The organism is Vibrio sp. RE88, from assembly GCF_013113835.1.
Lineage (GTDB): Bacteria > Pseudomonadota > Gammaproteobacteria > Enterobacterales > Vibrionaceae > Vibrio.
Genome location: NZ_VTYQ01000012.1, coordinates 1 through 22408, shown reverse-complemented (window position 1 = coordinate 22408; position 22408 = coordinate 1). Strand labels below are relative to the sequence as shown.

23 protein-coding genes and 3 tRNA genes are annotated in these 22408 nt (G+C 45.2%); 17 read left to right on the top strand and 9 right to left on the bottom strand.

What is annotated here, in order from left to right; translation table 11 throughout:
* Nucleotides 1-8: 8 nt before the first annotated feature.
* From F0265_RS21280 to F0265_RS21265, 4 genes are all read right to left on the bottom strand, one after another.
* On the bottom strand, nt 9-830 hold the full coding sequence (locus F0265_RS21280) for a VUT family protein (protein WP_171750273.1): 822 nt from the start codon (nt 828-830) through the stop codon (nt 9-11).
* Nucleotides 799-1350 carry a helix-turn-helix transcriptional regulator gene (locus F0265_RS21275; RefSeq protein WP_171750272.1) on the bottom strand — a complete coding sequence of 184 codons (552 nt, stop codon included), beginning with the start codon at nt 1348-1350 and terminating at the stop codon, nt 799-801. Before F0265_RS21275 ends, F0265_RS21280 begins: the two co-directional genes overlap by 32 nt.
* A gap of 470 nt (nt 1351-1820) precedes the next feature.
* Nucleotides 1821-1897, bottom strand: a tRNA-Arg gene (locus F0265_RS21270).
* Between the two features lie 52 nt (nt 1898-1949).
* On the bottom strand, nt 1950-3083 hold the full coding sequence (locus tag F0265_RS21265) for a flagellar assembly protein FlgT (RefSeq protein ID WP_029236009.1): 1134 nt from the start codon (nt 3081-3083) through the stop codon (nt 1950-1952).
* 164 nt (nt 3084-3247) lie between these two features.
* Here F0265_RS21265 and F0265_RS21260 point away from each other — a divergent pair, with 164 nt between their 5' ends.
* Entirely contained in the window at nt 3248-3883 is a 636-nt protein-coding gene (locus tag F0265_RS21260; RefSeq protein WP_019274762.1) for a FlgO family outer membrane protein, read from the top strand.
* Between the two features lie 9 nt (nt 3884-3892).
* Entirely contained in the window at nt 3893-4324 is a 432-nt protein-coding gene (gene flgP, locus F0265_RS21255) for a flagellar assembly lipoprotein FlgP (protein ID WP_006957411.1), read from the top strand.
* Between the two features lie 65 nt (nt 4325-4389).
* Here flgP and flgN read toward each other — a convergent pair whose 3' ends face one another.
* The 3 genes from flgN to flgA all read right to left on the bottom strand — a co-directional run bounded on the left by flgN (nt 4390) and on the right by flgA (nt 5971).
* Nucleotides 4390-4815 (bottom strand): flagellar export chaperone FlgN, encoded by a 426-nt coding sequence (gene flgN / locus F0265_RS21250; protein ID WP_171750271.1) that lies wholly within the window; start codon nt 4813-4815, stop codon nt 4390-4392.
* A 12-nt stretch (nt 4816-4827) separates the two neighbouring features.
* Nucleotides 4828-5142, bottom strand: a complete 315-nt coding sequence (gene flgM / locus F0265_RS21245) for a flagellar biosynthesis anti-sigma factor FlgM (RefSeq protein ID WP_171750270.1) — start codon at nt 5140-5142, stop codon at nt 4828-4830.
* Nucleotides 5143-5224: 82 nt separating this feature from the next.
* Nucleotides 5225-5971, bottom strand: a complete 747-nt coding sequence (gene flgA / locus F0265_RS21240) for a flagellar basal body P-ring formation chaperone FlgA (protein ID WP_171750269.1) — start codon at nt 5969-5971, stop codon at nt 5225-5227.
* 76 nt (nt 5972-6047) lie between these two features.
* Here flgA and F0265_RS21235 point away from each other — a divergent pair, with 76 nt between their 5' ends.
* The 15 genes from F0265_RS21235 to F0265_RS21165 all read left to right on the top strand — a co-directional run bounded on the left by F0265_RS21235 (nt 6048) and on the right by F0265_RS21165 (nt 22038).
* Nucleotides 6048-6974: a chemotaxis protein CheV gene (locus F0265_RS21235; RefSeq protein WP_171750268.1), complete on the top strand. Its 927-nt coding sequence runs from the start codon at nt 6048-6050 to the stop codon at nt 6972-6974.
* A gap of 10 nt (nt 6975-6984) precedes the next feature.
* Complete coding sequence (locus tag F0265_RS21230) at nt 6985-7812, top strand: protein-glutamate O-methyltransferase (RefSeq protein ID WP_171750267.1); 828 nt, start codon at nt 6985-6987, stop codon at nt 7810-7812.
* A 220-nt stretch (nt 7813-8032) separates the two neighbouring features.
* On the top strand, nt 8033-8428 hold the full coding sequence (gene flgB, locus F0265_RS21225) for a flagellar basal body rod protein FlgB (RefSeq protein WP_171750266.1): 396 nt from the start codon (nt 8033-8035) through the stop codon (nt 8426-8428).
* Between the two features lie 4 nt (nt 8429-8432).
* Nucleotides 8433-8849 (top strand): flagellar basal body rod protein FlgC, encoded by a 417-nt coding sequence (gene flgC / locus F0265_RS21220; RefSeq protein WP_045975446.1) that lies wholly within the window; start codon nt 8433-8435, stop codon nt 8847-8849.
* A gap of 16 nt (nt 8850-8865) precedes the next feature.
* Complete coding sequence (flgD, locus tag F0265_RS21215; RefSeq protein ID WP_019274764.1) at nt 8866-9579, top strand: flagellar hook assembly protein FlgD; 714 nt, start codon at nt 8866-8868, stop codon at nt 9577-9579.
* Nucleotides 9580-9621: 42 nt separating this feature from the next.
* Nucleotides 9622-10926, top strand: coding sequence for a flagellar hook protein FlgE (gene flgE / locus F0265_RS21210; protein ID WP_171750265.1), 1305 nt, complete (start codon nt 9622-9624; stop codon nt 10924-10926).
* Between the two features lie 215 nt (nt 10927-11141).
* Nucleotides 11142-11891, top strand: a complete 750-nt coding sequence (locus F0265_RS21205) for a flagellar basal body rod protein FlgF (protein ID WP_171750264.1) — start codon at nt 11142-11144, stop codon at nt 11889-11891.
* Between the two features lie 21 nt (nt 11892-11912).
* On the top strand, nt 11913-12701 hold the full coding sequence (gene flgG / locus F0265_RS21200) for a flagellar basal-body rod protein FlgG (protein WP_171750263.1): 789 nt from the start codon (nt 11913-11915) through the stop codon (nt 12699-12701).
* A gap of 24 nt (nt 12702-12725) precedes the next feature.
* The gene (gene flgH / locus F0265_RS21195; RefSeq protein ID WP_171750262.1) at nt 12726-13505 is read left to right on the top strand and encodes a flagellar basal body L-ring protein FlgH; all 780 of its coding nucleotides are present in this window, start codon (nt 12726-12728) and stop codon (nt 13503-13505) included.
* A gap of 51 nt (nt 13506-13556) precedes the next feature.
* Nucleotides 13557-14648 (top strand): flagellar basal body P-ring protein FlgI, encoded by a 1092-nt coding sequence (locus F0265_RS21190; protein ID WP_171750261.1) that lies wholly within the window; start codon nt 13557-13559, stop codon nt 14646-14648.
* An 11-nt stretch (nt 14649-14659) separates the two neighbouring features.
* On the top strand, nt 14660-15574 hold the full coding sequence (flgJ, locus tag F0265_RS21185) for a flagellar assembly peptidoglycan hydrolase FlgJ (RefSeq protein ID WP_171750260.1): 915 nt from the start codon (nt 14660-14662) through the stop codon (nt 15572-15574).
* 229 nt (nt 15575-15803) lie between these two features.
* The gene (flgK, locus tag F0265_RS21180; protein ID WP_171750259.1) at nt 15804-17678 is read left to right on the top strand and encodes a flagellar hook-associated protein FlgK; all 1875 of its coding nucleotides are present in this window, start codon (nt 15804-15806) and stop codon (nt 17676-17678) included.
* A 12-nt stretch (nt 17679-17690) separates the two neighbouring features.
* Entirely contained in the window at nt 17691-18884 is a 1194-nt protein-coding gene (gene flgL, locus F0265_RS21175; protein WP_171750258.1) for a flagellar hook-associated protein FlgL, read from the top strand.
* Nucleotides 18885-19258: 374 nt separating this feature from the next.
* Complete coding sequence (locus F0265_RS21170) at nt 19259-20398, top strand: flagellin (RefSeq protein ID WP_171750257.1); 1140 nt, start codon at nt 19259-19261, stop codon at nt 20396-20398.
* 506 nt (nt 20399-20904) lie between these two features.
* Nucleotides 20905-22038, top strand: a complete 1134-nt coding sequence (locus F0265_RS21165) for a flagellin (RefSeq protein WP_038510104.1) — start codon at nt 20905-20907, stop codon at nt 22036-22038.
* Nucleotides 22039-22208: 170 nt separating this feature from the next.
* Here the strand turns inward: F0265_RS21165 and F0265_RS21160 are convergent.
* Both F0265_RS21160 and F0265_RS21155 read right to left on the bottom strand, forming a co-directional pair.
* A tRNA-Leu gene (locus F0265_RS21160) sits at nt 22209-22293 on the bottom strand.
* Between the two features lie 46 nt (nt 22294-22339).
* Nucleotides 22340-22408, bottom strand: a tRNA-Met gene (locus F0265_RS21155).

Below are 22408 nucleotides of genomic sequence, written 5' to 3'. Positions count from 1 at the left end.
GAGGCTAATTACGCATAGTTAGAGTTTTCATCTAACTCGGAAGAGTCATTTTGTTTCTTTGCTTTTAGAATGTTGTAAGTAAACACTAAAGCATAAAGTACAGGGATGAGAGCGACAGCATAGCCGACTTTAAATAGATAATTATCAGCAATCTTTTGTAATAGTGTTATTGATGTTGATGAATTAAAGAATAAACCGATCCAAATAACAGTATATAGTGCTTGGCCGATAGTGCTTGAAATAATAGAGCGTGCCCAAATCGGTGCTTTATGCAGCGTCATACTAAGCTTTCTGAAAATAAAGTTGTTAGCTTGATCAGCAGCAAGAATACACAGGCTATTAATTAGGTATAAATAGATAAGTGGCTCGAATACTTCTTTATAAGGAGATTGAATATCAAAAGTGAAAAAGGTGAGCGCAATTAATCCAGAGGCGAGTGCACACATTCCCGCACCAAAATAGGTTGTCGATTTTGCATACTCATATCTGAGTGTCGCGTTGATCGTATCGAGAACTAAAAAGGTTAATGGGAATATTAAAATACCAGCAGGTTGCCAAGTGCCGAATATTTCAACACTGTGTGGTGACATAGGAATCGCAACTAATAGAGATGCGAGATAAAGCGCGGTAAGGAATCCGTACCATTTAATATCAAATTTGGTAATAGGATCCATCGCGTGGATTAAATCTCGGTGCTCCTTTTTGAAAAACACGACTAGCCCTTTGTTGATAAGCCCTCTGGCTGGTGAGCTTAAAACGTAGTCGTTATCTTCATTTGTGTAATATATTAAGCCATTCTCAACCTTCAACAAGTTTAAGCTTCTTGTCATTGATATGTTCCTTACTTATTTTTGTAATAACCTTGCCAATTGGAATATAGTCTTTTTCAGGCTCGTGAGGATACCAAGCTAAATTGATAAAATTATCAACCCTAAATAGCTCTACAATATCATCACCGCTCTGAAATAAATAATTTCCAGCACCAAGCTTCTTAGTGCTGACTATATTTATAGATTCATCATTGTAAATGAGTTTGTGGAACTTGGATATTGGCATACCAGTTTCAAAAAAACCAATTTTTTGAAGCTTTGAGTTAACAATTCCTTCGACATCATAATCACGTTCGTAAGTACCAGTTCGTTCAACACCGGTCATCAGCCATTCGTAGGATACATTAAGTGCTTTCGCTATTTGGGTCATGTTCTTATGTGGGTTTTTAATTTTATTATTAAGAAGCTTGCTCATATAGCCTCTTTCTATACCCACTTTCCTCGATAGCTCAGCTGCAGAAACGCCTTTAACAAAAAGAATTTCTTTTAACCGCCCGCCAATAGTGGTGACATCTTTCAATATGCTTCTCCGAGTCGTGTTTTTATGAACTGTTACACAGTCTAAGATTATTTTTTGTTGAAAAAAGTTTCACGTTTGACAACAAATTGATGCATATATTACACTTTTTTCCATCGAGAAGCTCAAGTGTCAGTGAGTTCTTCTTGTAGAACAATGCTTAGATTGAGATCTAAGCACTCATTCCTCATGGTTAAGTTGGTTTTAGGTATGGGTTATGTGCTCTGACGATTGTTCGAACTTGCCACTTTAGCCTAGTGGCATTATTGGAATCCGCCTAATGAACACCTCGGTATGGAACCAATGTTAATTATCCTTGTTTCAACACCCTTCTTGTTGAACCTCTTCCCTGATTGGGAAGAGGTTTTTTATTGCTCTACAGAGAAGTCGTCGTATCAAGTGGAATACACAGAGAATCATAGGTACAAAAAAAGCCAGACCTACTTACATTAGATCTGGCTTTTATAAGGATGTGGCGCTCCCGACAGGATTCGAACCTGTGACCTATCCCTTAGGAGGGGATCGCGCTATCCAGCTGTGCCACGGGAGCTTAGATTCATCATACTGAATTAGATCAGGATATTAAACCTTAACTCACTGATTTAAAGCATCTTGTGCATAACATCGCCAATTTGAATGCTGCCTGCAAGCTCTGGCTGGTCAACGGTAAGCTCTGCTTCGTTTTCATACACACGAGACACAGTGAGAGTAATGTCTGACTCTGTCACCTTGTTACGCGGCAAACCACGTTGATCGATAAAGGAACCTGTGTGCCAAAGTTTGAGCTTATCGCCTTGCTGAACGCCGTGGATACGGCCTAAATCCATAGTGAGGACATTGTTCCACTTTGAAATGATCTCTGGGAGTGTGATCTTACACGACACCTCTGATTCCAGATCTAACATGATGTTGCGGCTGACGCGCAGCATCATGTCACCGTATGTTGACGCCCAGAAGCGGGCACTTTTCGTATCCACTTGGCTGGTTTTTGGGAATGGCCAACGCGCAACTTCACGATAATTGCGGTTATACACTTCATTACCTGTTTTTCCATCAAATACGGTCATCTCTAGCGCAAACTGGCGGTTGATGATGTCATCTCTTAGCAGTTTCTGTTCAATGGTGGCGGTTAAGTCGGTGATGACACCACCAATGATGTATTGAGCGCCTGTGTCTTGCGCAATCATTTTGAGACGTTCCGGATAACGCTGGCTGATCTCATAGTCTGTGGTGCCAACAGAGACAAAGTTGGCCGATTGCTGGTCAAGTTGGCGATTAATTACCGTAGCAAAATCGTCCCCCACACTATAAATCTGGCCCATTACTGCCTGCTGAGGTGACTCCACATCGATATTGCCAACCAAAAACGTTTTCTTGTATTGGCTGACATGGCAACCCGTTGCCGATGGATAGATATCAATACGTGCTTTGACAAACATAACGCCACTGCGGACCTTCTGCTCATCGACCAAGATATAGCGAACTTCGGTATTGCTAAATTGATATTCCTTACGCTCACTTTCAAGTAGTGGTCTCAAGTTGGAAATACTGCCGATATCGGCGCCAGAAAAGCTGACGGCTTTATAAATGGCATCTTCCAATGCATGAATACGAGCGACTTCTTCAGAGGAAACCACAGTGGCGGTTCCGGTCACTTCATACCATCCGGCAGACGCTATACTCGCGTACAGCGAGGCGTAAATGGTTGAAATCAGGACAAGAAGCGATTTTTTCATATTCATCTTCCAAGTTGGTTCATTTTTTGCTTGCTCTATCTTAGCTGATTTAGGCATTGCCGTTCTGAATGGTTGCAGATTTAGAAAAGCAAAGACTGTTCCACTTTTTATGAGAGATAGGAAATGGAACCAATCAGTGCCTAATATGTATCGGAGATTAGAGAATGAAAAGATGGCTAACGCTAGTGCCAGTGGTGTTTCTCACCGCTTGTGCCTATGCCCCAATTTACAACGGTAAAGAACCGTACCCAGGCTCTCAGTTTATGCTGATGGAGAGTCCGCGTCATACTCTTGACTTCTTTATTGAGAGTATGACTGAAGATCTGATGATCTCGAACACCAGTGTGTCAGCGCGGACACCGATTGCCGTCACCTCTTTTGTTGATCTACAAAACATGGACGCGACGAACTGGTTGGGGAATTCGGTATCGGAAGGGTTTATTCACCAATTCCAACGCCGTGGTTTTAAAGTGGTCGACTACAAAACGACGGGGTCCATTCAAGTGACGCAACAAGGAGATTTCGCCTTCAGTCGTGATTGGAAAGATTTGTCTCAGGAGCAAGATATCCAATATGTCCTGACGGGGACCATGCTTCGTCAAGAAGGTGGTGTTCTGGTGAATGCTCGTGTTGTGGGTATGCAGTCACGCGTGGTTGTTGCCACTGCTCAAGGTTTCTTACCTGCGGATCGAATTGGTCGTGACCTAGATACACTTAACAGTATCCGAACTGAAGATGGTGTTTTGATTCGCTCAGACCCTACAATAAGACAACCTTACACGGTTATTCTGCGTCCATAGGGAGTTGAGATGAAGAAGCTATTTTTACTGGCGGTTGCGTTGATTATGGTTGGCTGCCAACCTTTGCAGAATATGCGCCCGGATGATTGGTTAACTGCGGTTGGCTATGCCAATATCAGTGAGCAGAAAGGCCGTACAGATGAAGAGCGTCAGGTGCGAGCGATGCGTGCCTCTAAGATTGATGCCTATCGAGAACTGGCTGAGCAAGTATATGGTATGCGAGTGAGCGGCCGAGCAGATCTACAGGATCAACGCCTAGGGACTGAATTAACCTCGGGTGCTGTCGATGGTGTCATTCGTGGTGCTGAAGTGGTACGCAGTTATAAAGTGGGCGACAGTTACGTTACTGAATTGCGCTTGGACATCAAGAAGATGAACAAGCTCCGTGATTACGGTGAAGTGCAAGTCGTTCCGGAAAAACGTCAACAAACTCTTTTCTAAATTTCTCTCTAAATCTTCGATCAAAAAAAGCGGCAATCATTGCCGCTTTTTTGTGTTCCTGCTGATTAGGCTTTGATGTTGGTGCCTAATGTAGTGACATTTTTGGTTTGACCTTCTGCTGTGTAAGTCATCCCCAGTTTGCCCTGAGTTTGCTGCATTAGGTTATTCAGCTTATTGAAGCTCAACTGTGCGCGTTGCAAAGCTTCACCGTTTACTGCATTCGCCTGTTGGCAATCATGGACGATAGAGCGAATTTGGTCGACTAGAGGGCTCAACTCTGGGTCATTGGTCAAAGTCGCCACATCGGGATGTTGGCTAATGCGTTGGTCAGTCTGTTGAAGCTGGTTAACTAAAGTGAGTTTTTCTTTGGCAAGCTGTTCGATGTCTTTAGCGACCCTGGTGGCGATCGCAGCTTTCTCTTTCTCTAACAGTAATGAAAGATCGGTTGCGCTTTTAAGTTGGAACTCAACTAAACTGCTTAGGGCTGCCATGACAGAAACTCGTTATTCGAAACCACCAAGTTCTTTTTCGAACTTGATCATATTATCGGCCAGCTTTTGTGGGTCAACGCTGTAAGAGCCATTCGCAATAGCTTCTTTGATCGCGGCAACTTTTGCTTGGTCAAAGCTTGGCTGGCTAGCAAGTTGGGTATGCATTTCACCGACTGCCTTACCTTGTTGACTTAAGGATACAGAGTCTTGTGCAACTTCTGACTTCTTTGCTGAATCAGTTGCAGAAGGGCTATTTTCATTACGCGCTGTGCTTCTCGTCGACGTTGTAACCGTCTGCCCAGAGCGTATGTTATCAATGCCTGCCATATGTGTGAGCCTTTCGTGTTTAGAATCTTATGTTGTCAATATCGACTAGAGTAGGGATTACTTTAGGCTTTTTTTGAATTGATCAGAAAATAACCGTTACTTCCGAGATCCCTGTGACTCTCCCTTCAATTATACGGTTGGATTTTGTATTTTTCACTCTTATCTGTTCACCATGTGACCCATCTGTGAGTGCTGTGCCCTTGGTTGTGATGGTCATACCAGACTTTACGGCTTTGATTGTGACCGTTTCATTGCGGCAAACTACGCATATATCATTGCTTTCAATGACTTCGCCAGCGCGCAGATTTTTCTTTGTTTTTGCCCCAATTACGGCATCAATGTTGGAAAAGCCTTGCCGCCTGAAGCGTTGCAAGTCTACCATATTAATAGTGACATCTTGTCGTGAGATAACTTGACCTCGGCTAAGCGGGCCAACGAGCGTAACTTGAGGGCCAGAACGAGTCAGTCTGACGGGAACATATAATTTCCAGTTATCTTCGCTACACTCTACTAACACAGTGATGTTACTGGCGTTAGGGTTTGTAGAGGAGGAAGACGTGTCTAAAGGGCTTGGGCAATCGGTGGCAAAGACACGGCTGTCAATATTTGCCGCTCTTGCGTCTAACGTACCGCCAGTGGGCCATTCGACGGTCGATAAAACGTACTCTTCTGCCGCTTGCTGAATACTGATAATTTGCTCAGACGTGGCTGATGTTGCTGAAAAACTAAAGAAAAAGCATAAAAAGACGATAGACTTATAAAAGTTTTTATAGAAAGCTCTACAATTAGTTATGGAAACTGAGCATAAATGTGATTTATGGTGTGTCATTCTGTTTCTCTGATTTTTCATAGCTTTTAGTAGACTATCATTTTATACCATGAAAGTTTGAGATGGAGATGAGCTTATGACGGGTATTCTTGATTCGGTGAATCAGCGTACGCAACTCGTCGGTCAAAACCGATTAGAACTCCTAACATTTCGCCTGATGGGGCGACAGCGTTACGGTATCAACGTATTTAAGGTAAAAGAAGTTCTTCAGTGTCCTAAGCTTACTTCAATGCCAAACTTGCATCCTCTTGTTAAAGGGGTGGCGCACATTCGCGGCCATACAGTTTCGGTGATTGACTTGAGTTTAGCGATTGGTGGTCGTCCGACTACGGATGTTGAAAAAGCCTTTGTTGTGATCGCTGAGTTTAACCGTACGATTCAGGCTTTCCTAGTGACGTCCGTAGAACGTATTATCAACATGCACTGGGAAGCGATTCTGCCTCCGCCAGATGGTTCGGGTAAAGCCAACTACCTGACTGCGGTCACCAATATCGATAATGAACTTGTCGAAATCCTCGATGTTGAAAAAATCCTTGCAGAAATTGCACCAGTTGATGAAACCATGGATTCAACCATTGGTGAAGAAATTGCTCAGGTGCAGACGGAAAAAGAAGTGGTACGTCGTATACTGATTGCCGATGACTCCACTGTTGCCCGTAAGCAGGTGGAAAGAGCGATCACTTCTATCGGTTTTGAAGTTGTTTCGGTTAAGGACGGCAAAGAAGCGTACGACAAGCTGGTCGAAATGGCAGCAGAGGGCAGTATCTACGACCAAATTTCCTTAGTCATTTCAGATATTGAAATGCCAGAAATGGACGGTTACACACTGACAGCGGAAATCCGTCGTCATCCAGATCTGAAAAATTTGTATGTTATTCTCCATTCATCACTCAGTGGTGTATTTAACCAAGCGATGGTTGAACGTGTGGGAGCTAACTCCTTCATTGCGAAATTCAACCCTGATGAACTTGGTAATGCAGTGAAGACTGCGCTTACTGAATAAAGAGAAGTAAATGACAGCGATAACTATAAGCGATCAAGAGTATCGTGATTTCAGCCGTTTCTTAGAATCTCAATGTGGCATCGTACTGGGTGACAGTAAACAGTACTTAGTGAGGAGTCGATTAAGTCCTCTTGTGACAAAGTTTAAGCTCAGCTCTTTGTCCGATCTGCTACGAGATGTTGTCACTGGCCGTAACCGAGAGTTACGCGTTGCCGCTGTTGATGCTATGACAACCAACGAAACACTGTGGTTTCGTGATACTTACCCGTTTGAAGTCCTTGCTAATAAGCTGTTGCCGGAAGCGGCGGCAAACAAACGACCAATAAAAATTTGGTCAGCGGCAAGCTCTTCTGGTCAGGAGCCGTATTCTATGGCGATGACCATTCTCGAAACCCAGCAACGTAAGCCAGGGATGTTGCCAAACGTCTCCGTTACGGCAACGGATATCTCTGCGAGTATGTTGGATATGTGTCGTGCAGGTGTTTACGATAATCTTGCCTTAGGGCGAGGTCTGTCTCCTGAGCGTCGCCGCAATTTCTTTGAAGATGCTGGTGATGGCCGAATGAAAGTCAAAGACAATGTTAAGCGCTTGGTTAATTTCCGCCCTCAAAACCTGATGGACAGCTACGCCTTGCTCGGTAAGTTCGACATCATTTTCTGTCGCAACGTATTGATTTATTTCTCTCCAGACATGAAATCACAGGTTTTAAATCAGATGGCTAACAGTTTAAATCCAGGTGGATATCTACTACTTGGGGCGTCTGAGTCTTTAACTGGGTTAACTGACCGTTTTGAGATGGTTCGTTGTAACCCGGGTATTATTTATAAACTTAAATAAGCCGAATACATTTAACTCAAGCCCAGCGACTCGCTGGGCTTTTTCGTATCGGGATTATTTCTCTATACTTACAGTGACATTCCATTGCTCCACAATTTCACACTTTGGCGTGGTAATTGCTGATGAGCTTATAACAAAGAAATTACGGTTTAATTAAAGTTGGTACGCTAATTGCTTTGTTATTCAGTAGTAACGGTCAGTTCTTTATGTAGAGGTTAACATGGCTATATCTTTCGACAACGCATTAGGTATCCACCAATACACGGTGGGTGTACGCGAGCGCAATGCTGAGGTGATTTCCTCCAACATTGCTCAAGCCAACACACCTGGCTACAAATCGAAAGGCATGGACTTCCAAAAGGCATTGCAGGCGGCAACATCAGAGGCAAGCATTGGGCTTAGCCGTACTGATGGTCGGCATATTCCTGCCTCTACACAAGTGACAGGGGAAGTGCTTTATCGACTTCCGACTCAACCTGACACCGGTGATGGCAACACGGTAGACGTAGATTTAGAGCGTAACTTGTTTATGCAGAATCAAATCAGACACCAAGCATCACTCGACTTCTTAGGAAGTAAGTTCAAGAACTTAACGAAAGCAATCAAAGGGGAATAATTAGATGAGCTTATTTAATGTATTCAATGTAACTGGTTCTGCCATGAGTGCTGAATCTGTTCGTCTAAACACCACCTCTAGCAACTTGGCAAATGCTGACAGTGTCTCTAGCTCTGCAAAAGACACCTACAAAGCGCGCCACGCTGTGTTCGGTGCTGAGTTAAGTAAGGCAAAGTACGGTCGAGACCATACGGTGCCAGTACAAGTGTTAGGGATAGTTGAAAGCGATAAACCGCTTGATGCGGAGTACAACCCAGATCACCCACTCGCAAATGACGATGGCTATATCTACAAGCCAAACGTCAATGTGATGGAAGAAATGGCCAATATGATTTCTGCTTCTCGTTCATACCAAACGAATGTGCAAGTAGCAGATGCAAGCAAACAAATGCTGCTGCGTACGCTGCAGATGGGTCAATAGGGATAGGAGGTAACATATGGCCGGGGGCATTAATAATAATGTTGGTCAGAGTGGCTTGTCCTATGTTGACCAGCTTAAACAGCTTCAGGACAAGAATAAGCCTGATGAAACAACGGGTAAGCAGGATCTTAAACAAGAAGACTTCTTATCGTTGCTCACCAAGCAGCTTGCTCAGCAAGACCCGTTTAAGCCGGTTAGCAATGACCAGATGATTGCTCAGATGGCGTCGTTCGCGACGGTAGATGGCATCGGCAAAATGAACAATCAGTTTGAAACACTGAATGCGTCGATGACTTCTAACCAAGCGCTTCAGGCATCGTCACTTGTTGGCCGAGACGTATTAGTCCCAGGTGCAGCAGGGGTGAAGGCTGATGATGGCTCCATGGCTGCTATGGTCAAACTACCTCAATCTGTTGATAACCTGATGGTGCGAGTAGAAGACCAAATGGGGCAGCTGATCCGTACCTTTGATGTCGGTTCTAAACCTGCAGGTGATAACCGCGTCGAGTGGGATGGTAAAGATCAAAACGGTAATCCATTGCCGGCTGGCAAATACAATGTGAAAGCATCGGGTTTGCTGGACGGGCAGGCGAAAGACTTTGAAGTTTCGACTTACGCTAATGTCAATAGCGTTCTGCTTGGTAAAGGTGATGGTAACGTACTACTCAATCTGGCTGGCTTTGAGTCGCCAGTTCGACTTGCTGAAGTACTAGAAGTTGGCAAAGCGTAACTCTTTATAAAGTTGATATGCTAGCTAGATAGGAGATTTGGAATGTCTTATGTTGCATTAAGCGGCTTGTCCGCAGCTCAGTTAGATCTGAACACAACCAGTAACAACATTGCGAACGCGAACACATATGGCTTTAAAGAGTCCCGTGCCGAGTTTGGTGATGTTTACTCTAATTCACTGTTCACCCACGCTAAGACCACGCCTGGTCAGGGTGTACAAGCCGCTAAGGTTGCTCAGCAATTCCATGAAGGTTCAAGTATTTATACCAACAACCCAATGGATTTGCGTGTCTCTGGTACTGGCTTCTTTGCTGTTGCTAAAGACCGCCTAGCACCGACGACTAATGAGTTGACACGTAATGGTGCGTTTCACCTGAACAAAGATAACTACATGACAACAGCGAATGATGAGTTCCTGTTAGGTTATCAGGTCAACAAAGACACGGGCGATGTACTGTCTTACGAGCCTTCACCAATTAATATCCCGAAAGAGTTTGGTAAACCTAAACAGACTTCGAATATTGATGTAGGTGTTAACCTGCCTGCTGGTGGGGAGTTGAAAGACCCGGCATTGTTTGATTATTCCGATCCGGAAACCTACAACCGCTCAACATCTTCGACTATCTATGACTCTATGGGTCAGTCGTACAAGTTGACGACTTACTATTTGAAAGATCAGAATCAAGCCAATACTTGGCAGACGTATTACACTGTTACTGATAGCGCTGGTGAGAAGCCAATCAACATAGTTGGTGGTGATGCTACGGCACCTACGGGTCATGTTGGTCACACTATGCGATTCAATAATGATGGTACGTTAGCAAGCCTTAACAACGGTCAGAACATTGTCTCTGAGCCGCTTGGTACAGGTGCAAACCCAGTAGAGCTGAATGGTGCGGATATCAACCAAGCGCTATCATTTGGCCTACAGGATGCGACACAGTTTGCCGCTCCATTTGAATTAACCAAGTTTGACGAAGACGGTGCAACGACTGGCTTCTTGACTAAAGTTGATTTCGATGAGAACGGTAGCGTGCTTGGTACTTATTCGAATGGTGAGAACATTATCCTAGGTCGAGTTGCATTAGTCCGAGTACCTAATGAGCAAGGTCTGGATAAGAAAGGTGGTACTCAGTGGGATTCCACTCAGTTCTCTGGCAGTAAGATTTGGGGTGAGTCAAACAAGGGCTCTTTTGGTACGATTTCGAGTGGTGTGCTTGAACAAGCCAACATCGATATGACACAGGAGCTGGTGGATCTTATCTCTGCTCAGCGTAACTTCCAAGCGAACTCACGTTCTCTAGAAGTGCACAACCAAACTCAACAGAACATCCTGCAGATTCGTTAATCACGGTTCTGAGAGTTTAAAGACATTCCGCAATCATCTGAATAGCAGGCTGGTGGCAACAACCAGCTTGCTATTATTGCCACCTATGGCAACTCTCTTCATCTATTCCTTTTTCTGATGAACAATCTTTCATTAAATCATTGATAATTATAGATATATAAAACTGGCATACAATTTGCTTTAATTGATCTGAATTGTGATTATTGGAGCAAATTATGGATCGTGCACTGTTTCTCGCTATGAGTGGCGCAAAGCAGAATATGCAGGCTATGCAGCTTAGAGCGAACAACCTAGCAAACGTCAGTACCACGGGCTTCCGTGCTGATTTGGCGCAAGCCCGCTCTATGCAAGCGTACGGTGATGGTATGCCAAGCCGTGTATTCAGCATGACAGAGCGTCCGGGCCATAATTTCCAACAGGGTAGTGTGATTACCACTGGGCGGGACTTAGACGTCACTATTCAAGATCAAGGTTGGATCTCTGTTCTTGATGTGACAGGTAAAGAAGGCCTGACACGTAACGGTAATATGAAAGTTGATGTCAATGGCATGCTTACCACGGGTAACGGCAACTTGGTCTTAGGTGAGACTGGGGCGCCAATTACGATACCTATCCCAGTCAGCAAAATTGAAGTTGGCACTGACGGTACGATTTCTGTCGTTCCTCAGGGCGCGCCAGCAGACGCGATTGAAATCGTCGATCGAATCAAGCTTACCAGCACCAATAATCAATCACTGTACAAAGATGTTAACGGGTTATTCCGTTCTAAAGATCCTAATGCCGCATACGAAATGGATGCCGGCGTCAAACTGCTCACCGGTGCGCTGGAAGGCAGTAACGTCAATGCAATTGGCGAAATGACCAATCTGATTGACCTTCAGCGTCAGTTTGAGATGCAGGTCAAGATGATGAGCACGGCAGAAGACATGGACAAAGCGTCTGACTCTCTGCTTCGTATGAGCTAACCAGATTATTAGGAGAGAGATATGCATCCAGCATTATGGGTAAGTAAAACGGGTTTGGATGCCCAACAAACCAATATTTCTACGATTTCAAATAACCTGGCGAACGCGTCAACGGTTGGTTATAAAAAGAGCCGTGCGGTATTTGAAGATCTGTTTTATCAGAACATCAACCAACCGGGTGGCCAGTCTTCACAAAATACCGAGCTACCAAGTGGTTTAATGTTGGGCGCGGGTTCTAAAGTAGTCGCAACCCAAAAGGTCCATACTCAGGGTAACACTCAAACGACCAATAACAGCCTCGACATGATGATCGAAGGGGATGGTTTCTTCCAGATCCTAATGCCAGACGGCAACATCGGTTATAGCCGTAACGGTCAGTTTACTGTTAACGATGAAGGTGTCGTGGTGACTTCAGGTGCCGGTTATCCATTGGAACCAGAAATCGCGATTCCACAAGATGCAATCAGCATTACGATTGGTACCGACGGTGAAGTGTCAGTACGTGTTCGTGGGCAGCAAGATAATCAGGTCGTAGGGCAAATTGCGACCGTGGATTTTGTTAACCCAGGTGGTCTTGAGCCTATCGGGCAGAACTTGTACTTACCAACAGGTGCTAGTGGTGATCCTCAAGAAGGTGTCCCAGGCTTTGATGGCTTTGGTGACATTCGTCAATCCATGTTGGAAACCTCCAACGTGAATGTGACGGAAGAGCTAGTCAACATGATCGAAGCGCAGCGTGTATACGAAATGAATTCCAAAGTCATTTCTGCCGTCGACAAGATGATGAGCTTCGTTAACCAGCAGCTATAAGCCTGAAAGATTGAGGAATTGCTAATGAATCGCTTACTGACCATTTTGGCTATTGCGCTGTTATCGGGCTGTTCGATGCTTGAAGCGCCAGTTGAAACATCCGATGTTATTCAGGGTACGACAACGGTGGATGCTGTTGAAGGGGATAAGTCTCAAGACGAAAGCTCAGGTATCGTTGATACGCTTCGTGGCAGATCCGATCCGGTAGCGGGTGATCCTGCATGGGCACCTATTCACCCTAAGCATCAACCTGAGCATTATGCGGCTGAAACAGGATCTCTGTTCAATACAGTTCAGGCAAGCAGCCTTTATGATGATTCTAAACCGCGTGGTGTAGGTGACATCATCACCGTGACCTTGGATGAAAATACTAAGGCAGCCAAGAGCTCAGATGCGGATCTATCGAAAAACAACGATGCATCAATGGATCCTCTTGAAGTCGGTGGCCAGCAACTTAACATTGGCGATTACAATTTCTCTTATAATTTAAGTAACGATAACAAGTTCAGTGGCAGTGCTGCGGCCAACCAGAGTAACAGTATTTCTGGCTCGATTACTGTTGAAGTGGTTGAAGTACTGGCTAACGGCAATCTTGTGATTCGTGGTGAGAAATGGTTGACGCTCAATACGGGGGATGAGTACATCCGCTTAAGCGGCACAATTCGTCCAGATGACATCTCTTATGAGAATACAATTGCGTCAAACCGTATCTCTAACGCAAGAATTCGTTACTCAGGTACAGGCACTCAACAAGATATGCAAGAGCCGGGATTCTTGGCACGATTTTTTAATGTTGCTTTATAAAGCCATCTGAAGTCGAAGTTTTGGCACAGAGTATTTAAGAAAGGTATCCCGATGAAGAAGCTGATTCTGTTATTGACGAGTTTGATCATTGCATCCACACCGGCTTATGCCGCACGTATCAAAGATGTGTCACAAGTGGCAGGTGTGCGAAGCAACCAATTAGTAGGTTACGGATTGGTCACGGGTTTACCGGGTACTGGTGAATCAACTCCTTTTACAGATCAAAGCTTTAACGCCATGCTCGAAAACTTCGGCATTCAGCTTCCACCCGGTACTAAACCGAAATCAAAGAACGTCGCGGCTGTCATTGTCACGGCTGACTTGGCGGCTTTTTCTAAGCAGGGCCAGACCATCGACGTCACTGTCTCCTCTATCGGTTCAGCGAAAAGCTTACGTGGTGGCACCTTGATGCAGACGATGTTGAAAGGTCTCGATGGGCAAATTTATGCCGTTGCACAAGGCAACCTAGTCGTGAGTGGGTTTAGTGCGACCGGGGCGGACGGGTCTAAAATCGTCGGTAACAACCCAACAGCCGGTATGATTTCTAATGGTGCGATTGTCGAGCGTGAGATCCCGACACCATTTGGTCGCGGGGACTACATTACCTTTAACCTACTCGAATCTGATTTTACAACAGCGCAGCGTATGGCTGATGCAGTGAACAATTTCCTTGGCCCACAAATGGCCCAAGCCATTGATGCTACTTCCGTTAAAGTCCGTGCGCCACGCGATATCTCCCAACGTGTTTCCTTCCTTTCTGCTATTGAAAACCTTGAGTTTAATCCGGCTGAGGGTTCAGCGAAAATTATTGTTAACTCTCGTACTGGTACGATTGTGGTTGGCAAACACGTGCGTCTTAAACCGGCTGCGGTCACCCATGGCGGCATGACAGTCGCAATCAAGGAAAACCTCAATGTCAGTCAGCCAAACGCATTTGGTGGCGGTGAAACGGTAGTGACACCCGATACAGATATTGAAGTTACTGAAGAGCAAGGCAAGATGTTCAAGTTCGAACCAGGCCTGACCTTAGATGATTTGGTCCGTGCCGTGAACGAAGTCGGTGCTGCACCGTCAGATCTGATGGCTATCCTCCAAGCGCTCAAACAGGCGGGTGCGATTGAAGGTCAGTTGATCGTAATCTAAGGAGAGGCGTTATGATTAACAATGGAAAAGACATCGGCTTCATCCACGATATCGCTAATCTCGACAAACTACGTCAGAAAGCGGTAGATGGGGATGAAAACAGTGAAAAGGAAGCGCTGACTGCGGCAGCCAAACAGTTTGAATCTATCTTTACTTCCATGCTGTTTAAATCGATGCGTGACGCCAACTCAACGTTTGAATCAGGGTTGATGGACAGTCAAAATCAGCAGTTCTACCGCCAGATGATGGATGAGCAAATGGCGAGTGAACTTAGCTCCTCAGGCTCTCTTGGACTGGCTGATATGATCGTAGCTCAGCTTACTTCTGGGTCAGTGGAAAACACTAATGCTGCCAGTCGCGAAGCCGACTTCGAAGCTTTGATGAACAAAATTGATAATGTCCGCCAGTCTCGCCGAGAGAATGCAGAACTTGCTCCTGTTACTGCGGCTGCTTCAACACCCACTTCATTCGAGTCTCCAGAGTCTTTCGTGACATCCATGAAACCGTATGCTGAAAAAGCAGCACGAGCATTGGGTGTGGACTCTTCATTGCTATTGGCTCAGGCCGCGTTGGAAACGGGTTGGGGGCAAAAAGTGGTCAGTAATGGCCGAGGTAGCAGCAACAACTTGTTTAACATCAAAGCTGATAAGAGCTGGGGTGGAGATAAGGTCGCGACACAGACCCTAGAATACCATCAAGGTGTTCCGGTAAAAGAAAAAGCGGCATTCCGCTCGTACTCTAACTTTGAAGAAAGCTTTAATGATTATGTGCGCTTCTTGAATGATAACCCTCGCTACACCATGGCACTTCGCCATCAAGGCAACAATGAGCAGTTTATTCATGGTATTCATCAGGCTGGTTATGCGACAGACCCGCAGTACGCTAACAAAGTACTGAGAGTTAAAGCGCAAATCGATCAGATGTAAACAGACTCACCTTTGGGTGAGTTTGCTTTTAAGCACGGCTGTTTTACTGAGAGTGCTGACTACAACTTTGTCTTGCCGCAAAAAATATTGGCAGGAATGCTCTTCAGAAAAGCAAAATAATCCCGCATCCCGCATCCCGCATCCCGCATCCCGCATTTGGCACATATATTGCAAATAGTTAACTAAGTTATTCAGTTCTACTGATTTTATTGGGTTTCCTGGGGGCTATATGGCGTCTGATCTTCTGAATCTTGGTTCGCAAAGCGTACTGACGGCTCAGAGACAACTTAACACCACGGGTCATAACATCTCTAACGTAAATACAGAGGGTTATAGCCGTCAGTCGGTGATCCAAGGTGCGAATATGCCACGCCAATACGGCGGGGAAACCTATGGTATGGGCGTGCATGTGGAAAAAGTTCGCCGCTCTTGGGATCAGTTTGCCGTCAATGAGATGAACATCTCAACGACTAACTACGCACACAAGGTCGATGATGAGGCTAACTTGGAAATGTTATCCAACATGCTGTCATCCGTCGCGTCGAAAAAAATTCCTGAAAACCTTAATGAATGGTTTGATGCGGTCAAGTCGTTGGCTGATAGCCCTAATGATGTTGGCGCACGAAAAGTGGTGCTGGAGAAAGCGGATCTGATCACGCAAAACCTCAATGACTTCCACGAAACTGTACGTAGACAGTCTGACGTCACAAACAAAAAGCTCGATCTCGGCATTGAGCGAGTAAACCAGCTTGCTCTTGAAATCAGGGATTTACATCGCTTGATGATGCGTACACCTGGCCCGCACAATGACTTAATGGATCAGCATGAAAAGCTGATAGCAGAATTGTCTGAGTACACTAAGGTGACGGTAACGCCGCGTAAAAACGCTGAAGGCTTTAACGTTCATATTGGTAACGGACACACCTTAGTTTCAGGTACAGAGGCTAGCCAGTTGAAAATGATTGATGGCTACCCTGACGTGCACCAGCGTCGTTTGGCAATGATCGAAGGTAAAGGCATCAAAGCCATCACCACTAAAGACATTGATGGCAAACTCGGTGCGATGCTGACGATGCGTGACGAGAAGATCCCTTACCTGATGGACGAATTAGGTAAGATGGCGACCGCGTTCTCTTATGATGTCAATGCACTTCAATCTCAAGGTTTGGATCTCAGGGGGAATATCGGTGGGTTAGTCTTTACTGATGTGAACTCTGAAGTAGTGGCCAAATCCCGTGTGGTGACATCCTCCAACTCTACTGCCGATCTAGAAGTGTATATCGAAGACACCAATAAATTAGTTGGCGGTCAGTACTCACTTCAATTTAACGGTGGTGATTACTATATCACTCGCCCCAATGGCGATATGTCGATTGTTCCTGTGGTTGGAAACTCAATATCACTCGATGGCATTCGTATTGATATCAACAACGGCCTACAGGCAGGCGAACGAGTGTTGATCAGACCGACACGAAACGGTGCGGCGCAGATGAAGATGGCAACCAATGACCCTTCAGCGATTGCCGCTCAGAGTTACGAAGCCTCGACGACGTTTGCCCAAGGGAGCGCCACTTTCTCTATTGATACTGCCGGCGACTTACGCGAATTCGAAGTGATCATCTCACCGGATGGTAAGCAGTTTGCCGTCACAGACACCAAGGGCAAGATTCTACTTCAACCTCAGGCTTACCCGCCAACCGGGCCTGTGACCGTACAGGGCACCACGTTTGAGTTGTCTGCGGGTGCAATTGCCAATGACAAGTTCACGGCAAACCTTGTCCCATCCGAAGGTGATAACGGCAACTTACTGAAAATGCAGAATATCCAGACCAACAAACACCTCAATGATGGTGAATCAACGGTATTGGATATCTACCATAACCTGAATACTGATGTAGGCCTGCAAATGTCTACGGCGTCTCGCTTAACCGACGTGTCACGTCTGGAAAAAGAAGCCGCGCAAGAAAGGGTTGCTTCTATCTCCGGGGTGAACCTCGATGAAGAAGCCGCCAACATGATGAAGTTTCAGCAGGCTTACATGGCATCATCGCGCATTATGCAAGCGGCGAACGATACCTTTAACACTATATTGGCGTTGAGATAGGGGGGCAGATAAATGATGAATCGTATTTCCAGCTTCCATAACTATCAATCGGTACAGAATGACTTACGCCGTCAGGAAGCCAAAGTTCACCACAATCAGGCTCAGTTAGCTTCGGGTAAGAAGTTAATGCGTGCCAGTGATGATCCGCTAGCGACGCATTACATCCAAAACATCGGTCAACAGAAAGAGCAATTACGCCAGTTTACCGATGCGATTGTACTAAGCCGAAATCGCCTAGAGCATCACGAAGTGATTATTTCCAATGCGGAACAGTATGCCGATGAAGCTAAGCGTACGGTCATGGAAATGATCAATGGCTCGTTATCACCTGAAGACCGAATCGCGAAGCGCCGTGAATTGCTGGAAATTTCGAATAATTTCCTCAATCTCTCCAATGTGCAGGATGAATCAGGTAACTATATCTTTGCGGGAACTAAGCCGAAAAACCAGCCGTTTTTCCGTGATAAAGATGGTGACGTGGTTTATGCAGGCGATGACTACCAGCGCAAGATGAAGATTTCAAACAGTTTGGAAATGCCAATCAACGATCCGGGCAGCAAACTGTTTATGGAAATCGACAACCCTTATGGAGACTTTGAGCCTCAATATGATCTCAAAGGGGTCTCTGAGTTGCTGCTTGAGCGAGCGATAAACACCAATCCGGATGACCAGTCGACGTACAAAGTCACGTTTGTTGACATGCCTGATGGAAATTATGGCTATCAGCTTGAACGTGATGGTGCGGTAGTGAAAGCAGACAATTTTGACCCTGCGATTGGGATTAAGTTTGAAGATGTCACGATTCAGGTCAAAGGCCAAATTACTAAAGGTGATGCGATCACCTTAGAGCCGCGCAAAACGTACAGTATCTTTGATACGTTTAAGCAGGCGATGAAATTAGCGGAAGGCTCCGTATCGGATACGTCAAATACCGCCGAGTTGCATCAGATTACTCAAGAGTTCCATGCGGCATTTATTCATCTGAATAAGGCAAGAACGGATGTCGGTGCTCGCCTGAGTACATTGGATATCCAAGAAGAACAACACGATGATTTCAAAATGACCTTGGCAAAGTCCAAGAGTAACTTTGAAGACCTCGACTATGCCGATGCCATTATAGAGTTCAATGAAAACTCGCGGGCGCTTCAAGCCTCTCAACAGGCATTTGGTAAAACGAAAGATTTAACATTGTTTAATTACATCTAACTTCAATGCCATACGTGCTAAGCCGTATGTGCGAAGTCAGGTATTGCCTCTTGGTCAGAAACATCGCCTGTATGGTAATGGCAACCAAGTGGCAAATAGGCGGCAAGGTCATTGCCGCTACGGTGTGGCGATAAAATGAGCATGAGTGCTTTAAAGTTCCAATCTCATTAAGTGCATGAAAAATATATATAAAATTATTTTATTATTCGTTTTCTAAAGTTGGCACACTACTTGTATTGATAAAACCAAGAGTTTAACGAACAGGTTTTAAGCAGGCGTTTCCTGCTTAGCAAGTCATTTACGGTCAGTGCTTCCAACTGAGATTAAGCTGGCCGCTTCGCAAAGCACTTGCGAACTCATTAGGAGAGCAAACTATGACCATTACTGTAAATACTAACGTGTCGGCAATGACTGCCCAGCGTTACCTGAATAAGGCCACAGGTGATTTAAACACCTCGATGGAAAGATTGTCTTCAGGTCAGAAAATCAACAGTGCAAAAGACGATGCTGCGGGTCTTCAGATCTCTAACCGCTTGACAGCACAGTCACGTGGTCTGGATGTTGCCATGCGAAATGCTAATGATGGTATTTCCATTGCCCAGACAGCGGAAGGCGCGATGAACGAATCGACCTCCATCCTACAGCGTATGCGTGACTTGTCACTGCAATCAGCAAACGGGACAAACTCTGCGTCTGAGCGTCAGGCTTTGAACGAAGAAGTTGAAGCGCTGCAAGATGAGTTAAACCGTATTGCGGAAACGACATCTTTTGGTGGTCGTAAACTTCTTAACGGCTCATTTGGAGAAGCGTCGTTCCAGATAGGTGCGAGTTCAGGTGAAGCAATCATCATGGGCTTAACCAGTATTCGTGCGGATGATTTCCGTATGGGAGGCCAGTCCTTTATTGCTGAGCAACCTAAAACCAAAGACTGGGGAGTACCTCCTACAGCCAAAGATCTCAAGTTTGAGTTCACGACTAAAGATGGTGAGGCTGTGACGTTGGATATCATTGCGAAAGATGGCGATGACATCGAGGAGCTGGCGACGTACATCAATGGTCAGACCGATAAGTTGAAAGCGTCTGTGGATGAAGAAGGCAAGCTGCAGATTTTTGCCGCAGAGCCGAACCTGGAAGGTAACCTGAATATTTCGGGTGGTCTTGCTACGGAGCTGGGTCTCAATGGTGGTCCGGGTTTGAACACAACCGTTCAAAACATTGATGTAAATACCGTTGGTGGCGCACAAAATGCGGTTGGTATTGTCGATGCAGCTCTGCGATACGTTGATTCTCAACGTGCAGACTTAGGTGCGAAGCAAAACCGATTGAGCCACAGTATTAATAACTTGGCCAACATCCAAGAAAACGTAGAGGCATCAAACAGTCGAATCCGCGATACCGATTTCGCGAAAGAAACGACCGCGATGACCAAAGCACAAATTCTGCAACAGGCTGGTACTTCGATTCTAGCCCAAGCAAAACAGTTGCCAAATTCTGCAATGTCATTATTGCAGTAGCAGTAAATATCTTCACTAGCATTAACCTAGACGTGGGGCTAGCGAAGATGTTTCGGCAAGCATAGGTGATAAGGTAATTAGAGTTCTCTCTCACACCTGCTCTAATTAACCAAGTGACTTATGCACACGGCAGCCAGGCTGTGATCATTTCTCTCGATCTCCACAATGGCTACCACACTAGCCCCGGTTCTCTCAAAGGAAAAGGGGCTTTTCTTTTGCCTGTCATTCAGGCCAGCTCACCTCTGCTATTCTTAGACAAATACCCTTTGTCTTCTCACTACTCCCCCCGGCTGTTTTAGCAAAAACTTTAGCAATAGATTTCATATCTGCTGATTTGATCAACATATTTATTCTTCTCCCTAGTTTTCGTAGGAATTTTGAAAATTGCTCTAAAGATAATCATTTTATCGTCGCTAATAAGGTTACTTTGAGAGAACTTGGTTTACCGAGACGTCGGAAACCTTTCGAAACTTCCGATCTACGGAAAATCAATAGGAGTAACCACTATGGCGGTTAATGTAAACACCAATGTTGCGGCAATGACTGCGCAGCGCTACCTAAATAGCGCATCTAATGCACAGCAATCCTCAATGGAACGTTTATCTTCTGGTTTTAAAATCAATAGTGCTAAAGATGATGCAGCAGGCTTGCAGATCTCTAACCGTTTGAATGTACAAAGCCGAGGTCTAGACGTTGCTGTACGTAACGCGAATGATGGTATTTCCATGGCGCAGACAGCTGAAGGCGCTATGAACGAAACGACTAATATTCTGCAACGTATGCGTGATTTGTCACTACAATCTGCAAACGGCTCAAACTCTAAGTCTGAACGTGTTGCGATTCAGGAAGAGATCACTGCACTGAACGATGAGCTGAACCGTATTGCCGAAACGACTTCATTCGGTGGTAACAAGCTACTGAACGGTACATTCGCAACTAAGTCATTCCAGATTGGTGCTGACAATGGTGAAGCAGTGATGCTGACACTAAACAACATGCGTAGCGACAACAGCATGATGGGTGGTAACAGCTATGTTGCAGCCAATGCCAAGGACAAAGACTGGGGTGTGCAAGCGGGTGCTAATGATCTGACTATCGCACTGACGGATGTTTTTGGTGAACAACAAAACATCACAGTAAATGCGAAAGAAGGTGACGATATTGAAGAGCTGGCTACGTACATCAATGGTCAGACTGATATGGTAAAAGCATCGGTTGGTGAAGATGGTAACTTACAAGTCTTTGCTGACAACAACCGTGTTGTTGGTGATGTGACATTTGGTGGTGCATTAGCCGGTGAATTGAGCATGGGCCCAGCCCAAGCGGTAACGGTTGATACCATCGACGTTACTACGGTTGCCGGTTCTCAGGAAGCGGTTGCTATTGTCGATTCAGCGTTGAAATTCGTGGATAGCCACCGTGCAGAACTTGGTGCTTTCCAGAATCGATTCAGCCATGCGATCAACAACTTAGATAACATTAACGAAAACGTGAATGCTTCTAAGAGCCGAATCAAAGATACTGATTTCGCCAAAGAAACTACCGCATTAACAAAAGCTCAGATCTTGTCTCAAGCATCTAGCTCTGTTCTTGCTCAAGCAAAGCAGGCGCCCAACTCAGCGTTGGGGCTTCTAGGCTAAGAAAGTAATTTCGCAGCATATTAGAAAGTCATGACTTTAAGTAAAATCCAGCTTCGGCTGGATTTTTTATGTCTGGGGGATGCGTTTAAGTTAACAAACAAAAGGTTTGTTCAGTTAAAAGAAAACCCAGCATAAAGCTGGGTTTCAGAATTCTATTTCTAGAATAGATATGGTGCGGAAGGAGAGACTTGAACTCTCACACCTTGCGGCGCCAGAACCTAAATCTGGTGCGTCTACCAATTCCGCCACTTCCGCGTCTTAATTTTCAGGACTGTTAGCCTGAGCTAGCAATCTAAATTAATGGTGGCTACGACGGGATTCGAACCTGTGACCCCATCATTATGAGTGATGTGCTCTAACCAGCTGAGCT